At 47.0% G+C, this 11,775-nt stretch carries 11 protein-coding genes and 11 tRNA genes; 17 read left to right on the forward strand and 5 right to left on the reverse strand.

Features of this window, described 5'->3' with window-relative positions; translation table 11 throughout:
* The first annotated feature begins 10 nt into the window (after window positions 1-10).
* The 11 genes from CXF70_RS14190 (at window position 11) to CXF70_RS14240 (ending at window position 1,133) form a co-directional block, all read left to right on the forward strand.
* Window positions 11-86 (forward strand) — tRNA-Phe (locus CXF70_RS14190).
* Between the two features lie 19 nt (window positions 87-105).
* A tRNA-Thr gene (locus CXF70_RS14195) sits at window positions 106-181 on the forward strand.
* Between the two features lie 3 nt (window positions 182-184).
* A tRNA-Tyr gene (locus CXF70_RS14200) sits at window positions 185-268 on the forward strand.
* A gap of 6 nt (window positions 269-274) precedes the next feature.
* A tRNA-Trp gene (locus tag CXF70_RS14205) sits at window positions 275-348 on the forward strand.
* 21 nt (window positions 349-369) lie between these two features.
* Window positions 370-445: transfer RNA gene (locus CXF70_RS14210), tRNA-His, on the forward strand.
* A gap of 44 nt (window positions 446-489) precedes the next feature.
* Window positions 490-565, forward strand: a tRNA-His gene (locus CXF70_RS14215).
* Window positions 566-574: 9 nt separating this feature from the next.
* Window positions 575-646 (forward strand) — tRNA-Gln (locus tag CXF70_RS14220).
* A gap of 7 nt (window positions 647-653) precedes the next feature.
* Window positions 654-728, forward strand: a tRNA-Gly gene (locus tag CXF70_RS14225).
* Window positions 729-734: 6 nt separating this feature from the next.
* Window positions 735-808 (forward strand) — tRNA-Cys (locus tag CXF70_RS14230).
* 9 nt (window positions 809-817) lie between these two features.
* Window positions 818-901: transfer RNA gene (locus CXF70_RS14235), tRNA-Leu, on the forward strand.
* 148 nt (window positions 902-1,049) lie between these two features.
* Window positions 1,050-1,133, forward strand: a tRNA-Leu gene (locus tag CXF70_RS14240).
* Window positions 1,134-1,223: 90 nt separating this feature from the next.
* Here the strand turns inward: CXF70_RS14240 and CXF70_RS14245 are convergent.
* Both CXF70_RS14245 and CXF70_RS14250 read right to left on the reverse strand, forming a co-directional pair.
* A complete protein-coding gene (locus CXF70_RS14245) occupies window positions 1,224-2,270 on the reverse strand; it encodes a C45 family autoproteolytic acyltransferase/hydrolase (RefSeq protein WP_084242620.1) in 1,047 nt (348 codons plus the stop codon).
* Between the two features lie 102 nt (window positions 2,271-2,372).
* Complete coding sequence (locus tag CXF70_RS14250) at window positions 2,373-3,035, reverse strand: B3/B4 domain-containing protein (RefSeq protein WP_101803232.1); 663 nt, start codon at window positions 3,033-3,035, stop codon at window positions 2,373-2,375.
* Window positions 3,036-3,102: 67 nt separating this feature from the next.
* Here CXF70_RS14250 and queG point away from each other — a divergent pair, with 67 nt between their 5' ends.
* From queG to CXF70_RS14270, 4 genes are all read left to right on the forward strand, one after another.
* Window positions 3,103-4,248: a tRNA epoxyqueuosine(34) reductase QueG gene (gene queG / locus CXF70_RS14255; RefSeq protein WP_084242619.1), complete on the forward strand. Its 1,146-nt coding sequence runs from the start codon at window positions 3,103-3,105 to the stop codon at window positions 4,246-4,248.
* A gap of 9 nt (window positions 4,249-4,257) precedes the next feature.
* On the forward strand, window positions 4,258-4,731 hold the full coding sequence (gene trmL, locus CXF70_RS14260; RefSeq protein WP_101803233.1) for a tRNA (uridine(34)/cytosine(34)/5-carboxymethylaminomethyluridine(34)-2'-O)-methyltransferase TrmL: 474 nt from the start codon (window positions 4,258-4,260) through the stop codon (window positions 4,729-4,731).
* A gap of 338 nt (window positions 4,732-5,069) precedes the next feature.
* Complete coding sequence (locus tag CXF70_RS14265; RefSeq protein WP_199172844.1) at window positions 5,070-5,369, forward strand: hypothetical protein; 300 nt, start codon at window positions 5,070-5,072, stop codon at window positions 5,367-5,369.
* A gap of 103 nt (window positions 5,370-5,472) precedes the next feature.
* Window positions 5,473-6,303 (forward strand): aldo/keto reductase, encoded by an 831-nt coding sequence (locus CXF70_RS14270; RefSeq protein WP_101803235.1) that lies wholly within the window; start codon window positions 5,473-5,475, stop codon window positions 6,301-6,303.
* A 39-nt stretch (window positions 6,304-6,342) separates the two neighbouring features.
* On the opposite strand, the gene CXF70_RS14275 is transcribed toward CXF70_RS14270, so the two are convergent.
* The 3 genes from CXF70_RS14275 to CXF70_RS14285 are packed head-to-tail and all read right to left on the reverse strand — an operon-like array spanning window position 6,343 to window position 8,140.
* Entirely contained in the window at window positions 6,343-7,188 is an 846-nt protein-coding gene (locus tag CXF70_RS14275) for an RluA family pseudouridine synthase (protein ID WP_101803236.1), read from the reverse strand.
* 54 nt (window positions 7,189-7,242) lie between these two features.
* Window positions 7,243-7,713, reverse strand: a complete 471-nt coding sequence (locus tag CXF70_RS14280; RefSeq protein WP_101803237.1) for a thioredoxin family protein — start codon at window positions 7,711-7,713, stop codon at window positions 7,243-7,245.
* Between the two features lies 1 nt (window position 7,714).
* Window positions 7,715-8,140 (reverse strand): disulfide oxidoreductase, encoded by a 426-nt coding sequence (locus CXF70_RS14285; RefSeq protein ID WP_084242613.1) that lies wholly within the window; start codon window positions 8,138-8,140, stop codon window positions 7,715-7,717.
* 131 nt (window positions 8,141-8,271) lie between these two features.
* On the opposite strand from CXF70_RS14285, the gene CXF70_RS14290 reads away from it, so the two are divergent.
* Window positions 8,272-9,816, forward strand: coding sequence for a carbon-nitrogen hydrolase family protein (locus CXF70_RS14290; RefSeq protein ID WP_084242612.1), 1,545 nt, complete (start codon window positions 8,272-8,274; stop codon window positions 9,814-9,816).
* A 121-nt stretch (window positions 9,817-9,937) separates the two neighbouring features.
* A complete protein-coding gene (locus tag CXF70_RS14295) occupies window positions 9,938-11,641 on the forward strand; it encodes a phospho-sugar mutase (RefSeq protein ID WP_101803238.1) in 1,704 nt (567 codons plus the stop codon).
* The last annotated feature ends 134 nt before the right edge of the window (window positions 11,642-11,775 follow it).

The raw sequence follows: 11,775 nt of genomic DNA on the forward strand, positions 1-11,775 counted from the left end.
ACAAAAATATGGGTCAGTAGCTCAGTTGGTAGAGCATTAGATTGAAGCTCTAAGTGTCGGCGGTTCGATTCCGTCCTGACCCACCATATTTTAAATTTTCTCCATGCCGGAGTAGCTCAACTGGTAGAGCAACTGACTTGTAATCAGTAGGTTGAGGGTTCAAGTCCTTTCTCCGGCACCACACGGTGGGGTAGCGAAGTGGCTAAACGCGGCGGACTGTAAATCCGCTCCTTCGGGTTCGGCAGTTCGAATCTGCCCCCCACCACCAGTTTTTAGGGGCATAGTTTAACGGTAGAACAGAGGTCTCCAAAACCTCCGATGTGGGTTCGATTCCTACTGCCCCTGCCATTTTTATAAAAATACATCTTGGCGGTCGTGGCGAAGTGGTTAACGCACCGGATTGTGATTCCGGCACTCGGGGGTTCAATTCCCCTCGTCCGCCCCATTTTTTAAAAACATAATTTAATGCACTTATAAAATAATAACGTGGCGGTCGTGGCGAAGTGGTTAACGCACCGGATTGTGATTCCGGCATTCGGGGGTTCAATTCCCCTCGTCCGCCCCATCTTATTATTGGGGTATAGCCAAGCGGTAAGGCAACGGGTTTTGATCCCGTCATGCCCTGGTTCGAATCCAGGTACCCCAGCTTTAATGCGGAAGTAGTTCAGTGGTAGAACGCCACCTTGCCAAGGTGGAGGTCGCGGGTTCGACCCCCGTCTTCCGCTCCAAAAATTGGCGGCATAGCCAAGTGGTAAGGCATGGGTCTGCAACACCCTTATCACCGGTTCGAGTCCGGTTGCCGCCTCCATTATATTTTGCCGGCGTGGCGGAATTGGCAGACGCGCGGGACTCAAAATCCCGTTCCTTCACGGGAGTGTCGGTTCGACCCCGACCGCCGGTATCACAAAAGGGCCTGCCTGCCCTTTATAAACATCGATTCTGATATCAGAGTCGGTGTTTTTTTATATATAAGTTTCGATGCTCTTTAAAAACTGCTTGTCTAATTAATAGGTAGTATGTTATATTATTTATTGTCGCTTAGACATTTTGCCGGCGTGGCGGAATTGGCAGACGCGCGGGACTCAAAATCCCGTTCCTTCACCGGAGTGTCGGTTCGACCCCGACCGCCGGTATTATCCTTACTGTATGCCAAGCGGTAAGAAGAAAAAAGCCCTGACCAATAGTCAGGGCTTTTTTCTATCTTAATATAATGAAATTTTAAACTACATTTCTGACATATGTGCAAAAGGCAGATGGGTGTCTATTTTCCCGTTGATGCGTTTTGCATATAACCGTTCACCATCCACCCATTTTTGAAAATCCATCATTAAGGGGAGACGATCAGGTCCCAATGCAAAACCTACTTCAAGGCTATGAGGGAAGTAGGAAGCGGTGTGCAGCGTACCAGATGCGGTGCTGTATTTCATTGAGAAGACACCGCTGTCCAGATCGTTGAGCAGTCTGAATGCACTGTAGGCGTCTTCAGATTGCTTTTGGTGCGTTAGTAATGCCTGCTCACGGCGCTTTGAATCATCTGACTGGTAACGGTTTTCTTCTGTCAGCAATTCGAAGTGATTAGTGGATACAGAAGCTTCCCGAACAACAACAGATCGTGGAGATGCTTCTACGACCACTGATCTTCCGCTGCGGTCCAGCAATACATAACTGAACGAACGGCGGTGGGGGAGTTCTTCCAAAAGTTCGATTGCTTCATTGATATCGGCACAGTTTTCGAGGATTAAGCGGCCGATCATATTGCAGATGAAGCCGTCTTCCGAGTTACGGCGATTGATGAAATTATAGCCCATGGACAAGCCTTTTTCGTTGAGTCCATCGGTACGGCCGGTAATTTGCATGGTAGGTCCGATTGTTGCGTATCCGCCGTCAGTTGGTTGATAAAGCGCAAATCTCCCTTCATATCCTTGTGGAGAACTGTCATAATTGCGGATCATGAAATCAGAGCCGGTTAAAATGGAACAGCCACTTCTCGTGTATTCAAGGTAATAGCCGCCGAATTCACGGATGGCATCGTGCATGTTCCAACCGAGCGCATCCGCCAGGCCATTGATTTCTTCCCAAACTCTTGGGGCATATGTGAGCAGCATGTCTCTTGCTTCTTTTTCGTTGATCATCAAGTGACGGTTGGAGGTGCCAAATTGTTTACGGCGATTTGGCAGGATAAGTGAATCTTTCAGTTTCAATCCTTGCATATAACCGAAATCGTAATGGCTTCCCCGGAACTGGATTACATCAGTATAGATAGGTTTCAAAGTAAGATCCCTCTTTTATTCAGATTAATCCGAGTGTACTGCATGTAAGCGCTGCACGAAAAGAAATATGCCTGAGCAGCGTTAAACGGCTCAGGCATATTGTTAAATGACATAAAAATCTGCTTCTCCGCCGTTGATGCCGGTAAACATATTGGCGGCGGCCGCTAGTAATTCGAGTGCTGTGTCACGGTCCATGGAAGGGCGCAGATAAAAGATATGCAAAGCGTTTGTAGTCTGTTCGGTTACAGCGGTTCTTTTGGAGTCGACATATGGGCTGCCGAATGCACCTTGCTGGTCTTTTGTAACGAGTATATTCGCCAACGTATTCAGCCGGTTATTGATGCCTTCATATTGGTCACGTTCAGTCCCGATCGTTACGGAGACATCGCCTTCAATTTTATCGGCATCGTATAGTCCCAAGGGAATTTCATATTGAAGCGAAAGAAAGTTATTCATATCGACACCGGAATGGACCGGTGTGAGATAATTTTGTTTCTTCACTCTCCGGAACAGTGCTTCTGCCGACGGGCGGTAGCGGTTAGGGTCCGCACCAAGCGCTTTCCAGTTCACTTTCCATTCGAGCAGGCCAGGAAAATCAGACAGTTCTTTATCCTCCAGGTCGAAGAATAATTGTTCCTGGAAAAGCTGGAGACGGCCTTTTAACATTTGAGGAGAATCGGAAACGGTGATATTGTTATAATGAATGATTCCAACTTTAAAATCAGAAAGAATTTCAGAAATACGGGGATCGACTGTTATTTCCACTGCACTCATCCTTTCACATCAGCAATTTACTTTATCGTATCATATATTCACAGAAGGGGTTATCAGCATGAATCTTGGACAATTTCAAAAAGAGCTCGTTGCTTATGCCTCGGAAATCGGAATAGATAAAATCGGTTTTGCTTCAGCGGAACCATTCTTTAATTTAAAGCATCAATTGATACGCCAGCAGCAGCTGCAGTATCAATCGGGTTTCGAAGAACAGGATGTCGAAAAACGCACACACCCCGAGTTGCTGCTTGAAGAAGCGGTGACGATCATAGCAATCGCCATAGCATATCCATCAAAAATGAATGATGCGCCGCAAGGAACAAAAGGAGCAAGGAGGGGTATTTTTTCACGTTCGTCCTGGGGCAAAGATTATCATGCCGCTTTGCGTGAACGGCTGACTTTGCTGGAAGCGTTCATTGCCTCGCATTATCCCGATGCTCGAATGCGTTCGATGGTGGATACAGGGGAATTGTCCGACCGTGCCGTCGCAGAGCGCGCGGGAATCGGTTGGAGTGCGAAGAACACCAATATCATTACGCCGGAATTCGGCTCTTATGTCTATCTGGGTGAAATGATCACCAATATTCCGTTTACGCTGGATGAACCGATGGAAGATCAATGCGGCGACTGCCGGCTGTGCATCGATACTTGTCCGACAGGTGCTATTGTAGAAGGCGGACAATTGAACGCACAGCGCTGCATTTCGTTTTTGACGCAGACAAAAGGCTTTTTGCCGGATGAATTCCGTTCGAAAATCGGGAATCGGCTATATGGGTGTGACACTTGCCAGACGGTTTGTCCGAAAAATAAACGGAAAGCGAACCAGATCCACGCCGAATTTGAACCGGATCCTGAAATAGCCAAGCCGTTGCTTGAGCCGTTATTAAAGATCTCAAACCGGGAGTTCAAAGAGAAGTTCGGCTATGTGTCGGGTTCCTGGAGAGGCAAGAAGCCGATTCAGCGCAATGCCATACTTGCTTTGGCGCATTTCAAGGAAGTAAGCGCTGTGCCGGCATTGATCGATCTGCTGGTATCAGATGAACGTCCGGTTATTCGTGGAACGGCAGCCTGGGCAATCGGTAAAATCGGTACGGCTGAAGGGCTGCATGCTTTAAAAATAGCGGAAGAAAAGGAAAAAGACAGCGAAGTGCTGGAGGAAATTCAAAAAGGATTGGCATTTTTTGCTGAAAAGTCGAAAGGATAAGTGAAGAGAGTGGCCATAAATATTGTTTTATATCAGCCGTTGATACCGGCGAATACAGGAAATATCGCGCGTTCGTGCGCTGGGACCGGGGTCAGGTTGCATTTGGTTCGGCCGCTTGGATTTTCAACTGATGATAAAATGTTGAAACGTGCCGGGTTGGATTACTGGGAGCATGTGGATTTGACCTACCATGACTCACTGGATGAGCTGTTTGACAGTTATCCAGATGGCGAATTTTATTACATCACGAAGTTCGGTTCGAAACCTCATACGACGTTCGATTTTTCGGATCAGGAAAAAGATCATTTCTTCGTGTTCGGCCAGGAGACGAAAGGATTGCCGCCGGAATTGCTCGAAGCGAATCCGGACCATTGCCTGCGGATTCCGATGAATGATAATATCAGGTCGCTGAATCTGTCGAATACTGCTGCGATCCTGATGTACGAAGCGCTGCGCCAGCAGGGATATCCCGGTTTAGATTAAAAAAAGGACAGCGGAAATTTTCCGCTGTCCTTTTACAATGCTATTCTTTATCGTAAGTACCTGGTTTGTCGTCGTATCCAGCAGTGAAAATCGCTGCAAGGAAAGCAACACAAACGCCTAAAATAAGGATTAAGTTCATTTATAACGACCTCCTTGAAATATGCATCTTAGTTTAGTATAGCGGAAAGCAGGGAAAAATGAAATATAAGTCCTTATTGAATTATGGAGATTTTCTGTCGGTTTTATTGTTTTATGGAAACTACTGAAACCGTTTCAGGTTTCGTCCGTATACTAAGGTAGAGAAAATAATTAGAGGGAAAGGTTGATTATCGATGAAAATGAAAATTTCTGCTGCATTGCTATGGGTTTCAGCTATTGCAGAGGCATTTCTGGCAATCCCGATCATCGGCGGATCGTTTGTCATCAGCACAGGCTACGCGGTACTTGGTTTCATGTTTGTCTTGCACGCGGTGACCTTATTCTTCTGTTTCCGTGAATATTCGCCGAAATCGGGTCCGATTCTGGGATTAATCACCAGTTTATTGGCCTGGTTCCCGGTCATCGGTTGGGCATTGCATTTACTAAGTGCCATCGTGCTATTCATCAACGCAGCGGTTGCCAGCCGTCCACGCATCTAAAACCGCCATTTATGGCGGTTTTTTTCTTTGGAGTAAAGTGGAGTTGAAAAACTCGAAAATATGCTGTTGAATTTGTACAATAATAGAAGAAAGGGTGAGCCCAATGGATTTAACGATCAATTCTACAAAAACCTTACATAACGGTGTGGAAATGCCGCGATTCGGTCTTGGCGTCTATAAAATGACGGACAAGGAAGAGGCGGTCAATGCAATGATCACCGCAATCGAAGCAGGATACAAGGCGATTGACACAGCGGCTGTTTATGAAAATGAACAGGAAGTCGGGGAAGCGGTACGAAACTCGGCTGTAAAACGGGAAGATTTATTCATCACGTCGAAAGTATGGAATACGGATCAGGGATATGACCAGACGCTTCGCGCTTTTGAAGCATCCCTGGAGCGTCTCGGGTTTGATTATCTGGATCTTTATCTGACGCATTGGGCAGTACCGGGTAAATACGAAGAAACCTACCGTGCCATTCAGCGCTTGTACGATGAGAAACTGGTGCGCGCAATTGGTGTTTCGAACCATCATCAGCCGCATTTGGAGCGGATTTTGGCAAAAGCGAACACAAAACCGATGGTCAATCAAATTGAACTGCATCCTCAATTGACACAGGAACCGCTGCGCGAATTCTGTGCGCAACAGAAAATAGCGGTGACTTCCTGGTCGCCGCTTGCGCGGGGCCGTCTGCTGGATGACGCCGTACTGGCCGAAATTGCAGCTAAGCACAATAAGACGATTGCACAGGTGATCATCCGCTGGCATTTACAGAATGATCTCATCGTGATTCCAAAATCGGTGACGCCTTCACGCATTATAGAAAATGCGGATGTCTATGATTTTTCATTGGCAGCGGAAGAAATAAAAGCCATTGATGGTTTGAACCAGGATTGGCGAACGGGTACGAATCCGGATGATGTCAAAGCATAAGAAAAAGAAGTTCCCTCATTTTAAAAGGGAACTTCTTTTTTATCTTGCTTTATCTTCCACCACGATTTTCTCATCTGTGAACGGGTGGATGAAAGACATGCGAAAGGCGTGCAGGTGATAGGCGCCGTCCTGTGTCGGCGGTCCGCCGTATAATTCATCACCGATGATCGGATGCCCGATATGGGAAAGATGGGTACGGATCTGATGCGTCCGGCCGGTTTCAAGAGACAGATGCAAAAGCGACTTGCCTTCCATATGGCGCAGCAGTTTATAATGCGTTACAGCGCTTTGGCCTGTCGGTGATACCATGCGGCGTGTAGGATGATGGCGGTCGCGGCCGATGGCGAAATCGATGGTGCCGGATTTATTGTGCACTTTGCCTTTGACGACAGCCTCGTAATCCCGAACTAATTGTTTCTGCTCCAGCATGCGGTCCAGGATGTTTTTCGCTACCGGATGCTTTGCTACCATCAACAGTCCTGAAGTGCCCTGGTCGAGCCGGTGTACGTGCTCACCGTAAGAACCTCCGCCGCGGATGATGTGGCCGATGATGGCATTGATGAAGGTGTCATTTTGCCCGACTTCATTGGGATGTGTGTTCATGCCTTTCGGTTTTTGTGCAATCAAAAAATGTTCATCTTCGAAGAGCACCGGTAATTCGATGTCGTGGTTGGGTTCATAAGGCGAATCCGCTTTCGGCAAATCGAATTGCAGAACCGTTCCTTTTGAAAGCGGTTCTTTCCAGACGACTTCCTGGAATTTATCGTTCTTAACGGATTTAGCCATACGCAGTTCATGGACAACTTTCTTGCCGAGGCCCCATTCGGTGCGCAGCAATTCTTCGACGGTCATGCCGTCATCTTTGATTTCGTAATTCCAGCTCATTTCGTTTCCTCCATAAAAAAAGAGCATGCGCAGTGCACATTGCTCTCTTGTCAGTTATTTTTTAACGACTTCTGTGAAAAATTCCTCGATATTCTCTTTTGGCTGCGATCCGACCCAGCGTGAAACTTCTTCGCCGTTTTCATAATGGACAAGTGTCGGTGTCGCTTCGATGAAATAATCCGTCCAGCCCTGTTCATACTCTAACAGATTGTATTGCAGGACGTCCACATCCATATCTTCCGCGACCGGCATCAAAATTGGCGTCGTGTTCTGGCAATACACGCAAGTCGGGCTGAAGAAATAAACCGTAGTGGGCTCGCCGCTTTCAATCTGTTCAGCAACTTCATCCGGCAAAGCGATGTTCTGATAATTTTCATCATCCAGCTGGTCGATGGTTGCAGGGTCCAGATCATCTGTATCGTACGGGTTATTTGCCAGTTTCTCATTTTGGGACATTTGTGTAAGAACAATGATCAAAGCGAAAATGGCGAGGACAACGCCGCCGATGATAAGCATTTTTTTCAATTTAGTTTTCCTCCTTGATTGTTTTCAGCAAATAAATACTCATTCCGGCAATTAAAATGAAAGCGATAAGCGCTAAAAATGGAATGGTGATAAAGCCGAAATAATTAATGTACTGGCCTGTGCACGGAACCTGTCCGCATGAAGGGGCAGACTCGGAAAGAAAGGCCAATTTCTGAATTCCGTAATGATAAAGGGAAATCATGCCCCCGATTCCTGAGATGATCAGCGAAGTTAGGGCGATTTTGGCATTCTTCTGGAAATAAGCCACACCGACAACGATGACCAGCGGATACATGAAGATACGCTGGATCCAGCAAAGTTCACATGGAACATAGCCGCGGACCTCAGAAAAATAGAGGGAGCCGGCAGTGGCTATCAAAGCTGTCGCCCAGATGCCAAGCAAAAGATTTTCTTGGATTTTCGTCATATGGCAGGTCCTCTCTTGTTAAATAGCTACTATAGAATTATAATTCTTTAGCTGGGGCAAGTAAAATAATATTAACCTCTGTGTATATCCGATATAATAAGATGTGATACTTTTGTGAAGGAGTGGCTAAAGTGGCAGAACAATTCGATTTATCCCATTTTGAAAAGAGCATGATCATCCGTGAGATGAGCTATGCTGATATAAATGCCATTCTAGAGATGCAGCGTTTATGTTTCCCGGGCATGGAACCTTGGGAAGAAGAGCAGTTAAGAAGCCATTTGGGCGTATTCCCGCAAGGCCAGCTGGTTGCGGAACTGGATGGCAAAGTGATTGGTTCCTGCTCAAGTCTTCTGATAAATTTCGATGAATACGACGACCGTCATACCTGGGACGATGTCACAGATGGCGGTTACATTACGAACCATAACCAGGACGGCTACAATATGTACGGCATCGAAGTGATGGTGCATCCTGAATACCGTCGCATGCAGGTCGGCCAGCGGCTATACGAAGCCCGCAAGGAGTTGGCGCGTGAGCTGAACCTGAAATCGATCATCATCGGCGGACGGATTCCGAATTATCACAAACATGCAGACGAAATGTCGCCGCGTGAATATGTGGATGCGGTATCCCGCCATAAAATTTATGACCCTGTACTTACTTTCCAATTAATGAACGGTTTCCAGTTGATGCGCATCAATCCGAATTACCTTCGGGATGACAAGGCTTCAGGAAAATACGCGACATTGATGGAATGGAATAACGTGGATTACAAACCGGTATCCAAACGGCATTTCAAGACGAGCCTGCCGGTCCGTATTTGTGTTGTGCAATATCTGATGCGTGCCATTGAATCATTCGATGACTTGGCGAGCCAGGTGGAATACTTTGTCGATGTGGCATCCGATGCCCATTCCGATTTCGTCGTATTTCCAGAAATATTCACGACTCAGCTGATGTCGTTCCTGAATGAACCATCACCGAGCCAGGCAGTGCGTAAACTGACCGAATATACGCCTCAGTATATCGAACTCTTCACCGATCTCGCGGTCCGTTATAACGTGAATATAATCGGCGGTTCCCATTTCGTGAAAGAGGAAGATGATGAAATCTATAATATCGCTTATCTGTTCCGTCGCGATGGTTCCATCGACAAGCAGTACAAAATCCACATTACGCCAAATGAGCGGAAGTGGTGGGGGATTTCTGCTGGAGATTCAGTCCGCGTATTCGATACGGATTGCGGGAAAATCGCCATCCAGATCTGTTATGATATCGAATTCCCTGAACTTGCGCGCATCGCGACAGATATGGGAGCGAATATCATCTTCTCCCCATTCTGTACGGAAGACCGTCAAGGTTATCTTCGTGTACGCTACTGCGCACAGGCGCGTGCTGTGGAAAACCAGATCTACACCGTCATTTCGGGAACGGTCGGCAACTTGCCGCAAACTGAAAATATGGATATCCAATACGCGCAATCCGGAATTTTTGCTCCATCGGATTTCGAATTTGCGCGCGATGGCATCGTTGGGGAAACAAATGCCAATCTTGAAATGGTCCTGATCGGGGATGTCGACTTGGAAATTCTTCGCCGCCAGCGCCAGAACGGTACCGTCAAACAATTGAAGGACCGGAGACATGATGTCTACCGCGTCGAGTACAAGAAAGATTAAATTCGGCCAATAAAATGAAATTCACTGACCGCTTCCTGATGGAGGCGGTTTTTTTTCTTCATTTTTGGTAAACTGGAAATAGATTAAATATGTTGTACGTATTATGGATGGAGGGATCTTTATGAATTGGAAGGAACGGATCAAACGCTGGCTGGATCACGAGGGACTGGATGAAGATACGAGAAAATCGCTGGACCTGCTTCAGGAAGATGAAAAAATGGCGGAAGACGCATTCTATCAGGATCTCACTTTCGGCACAGGCGGCATGCGAGGGGAAATCGGGCCCGGCACAAACCGCATGAATGTCTACACAGTGCGCAAAGCATCACAGGGGATAGCGGATTACATAAAGTCAAATGGAGCCGAAGCGATGGCAAGGGGAATTGCCATCGCTTACGACAGCCGTCGAATGTCTCCGGAATTTGCGGAAGAAGCTGCCAGAACTTTTGCTTCAAACGGAATCCACACATATTTATATAATGGTACACGCACAACGCCGCAACTTTCTTTCAGCGTCCGTTACTTGCACGCGTTTATGGGTGTGGTCATCACGGCCAGCCATAATCCGCCTGAGTACAATGGCTATAAAGTTTACGGGGAAGACGGCGCTCAACTGAATTTGGAAGATGCGGACCGTGTCACTGACTTCGTCAGCCAGGTAGAAGATGAATTGACAATTGTTAATGAAAACTATGCTCCGGAATTATTGGTTACAGTGGGGGATACTCTCGATCAGGCTTATCTGGCAAATGCTTTGACTGTCCGCGAGCAGCAAGCAGCTTCGCCGATTCAGGCTGTATTTACACCGCTTCACGGTGCATCGGGTGCAACGGTGCAGCAATTGCTCCAAAAAGCAGGCTACACGGACGTCACTTACGTTGCTGAACAGATGGAACCGGACGGCGAGTTTCCGACTGTATCTTCACCGAATCCTGAAGAAGCGGGCGCTTTTGAATTAGCGAAGCAATACGGCAAAGAAGCCGGTGCCGAATTACTTGTCGCAGTCGATCCTGATGGAGACCGCGTCGGTATTGCGGTGACAAACGGGGAACATTACGAATTGCTGTCCGGCAATCAAACAGGGGCCATCCTGATTGAATATTTATTGAGCCAGAAAAAAGCAAAAGGTGAACTTCCTGGCAACGGCCGTATTTTCAAAACGATTGTGACTTCTGAGTTCGGCCGCGCGGTGGGGGATTCCTACGGAGTCAAAACCACTGATGTCCTGACCGGCTTCAAATTCATCGGTGAAAAGCTGAGAGAAAATGACAGTACAGGAGAATTCGAGTTTTTATTTGGCTACGAAGAAAGTTATGGTTACCTGATCCGCGATTTTGCTCGCGATAAAGATGCAGTGCAATCGGTGCTGCTTCTCGTTGAAGCGGCTGCGTATTATAAGACGCAAGGGAAAACCCTGCACGAGGTGCTGGTCGAGTTATACAATCGCCATGGCTGGTACCGGGAAGCGCTGGTATCGGTGACGAAAAAAGGCGCGGACGGTGCACGGGAAATACAATCGTTATTGGATGGCATGCGTCAGAACCCATTGCAGTCCATAGCCGGAATCGCTGTGACTTCCATAGAGGATTACGAAACACAGAATCGGATCTTTACCGACTTGGATAAGAGCGAAAAAATCGAATTGCCGCAGGCCAATGTGCTGAAATATTTCCTCGAAGACGGCTCCTGGGTATGCCTTCGCCCAAGCGGAACGGAACCGAAAGTGAAATTCTATTTCAGTGTTAAAGGAAATACGGAACAGGAAAGCGATGAAAAGCTGGAATTGATCAAGGAATCTTTTCTTGATGCAGTGAATAACAGATAAAGAGAAACTTCATTCAGTGGGGACGCTTCATCCCCACTGAATGTTAGTTGATCCAAACGGGTTTATACGGTCAGTTGATCTCACGCTTTGGAAAAGCGTAAGTCTTACTGACCGTTAATACGGGATAAATGGAA

The organism is Planomicrobium sp. MB-3u-38, from assembly GCF_002836425.1.
In the GTDB taxonomy this organism is placed as follows: Bacteria; Bacillota; Bacilli; order Bacillales_A; family Planococcaceae; genus Planococcus; species Planococcus okeanokoites.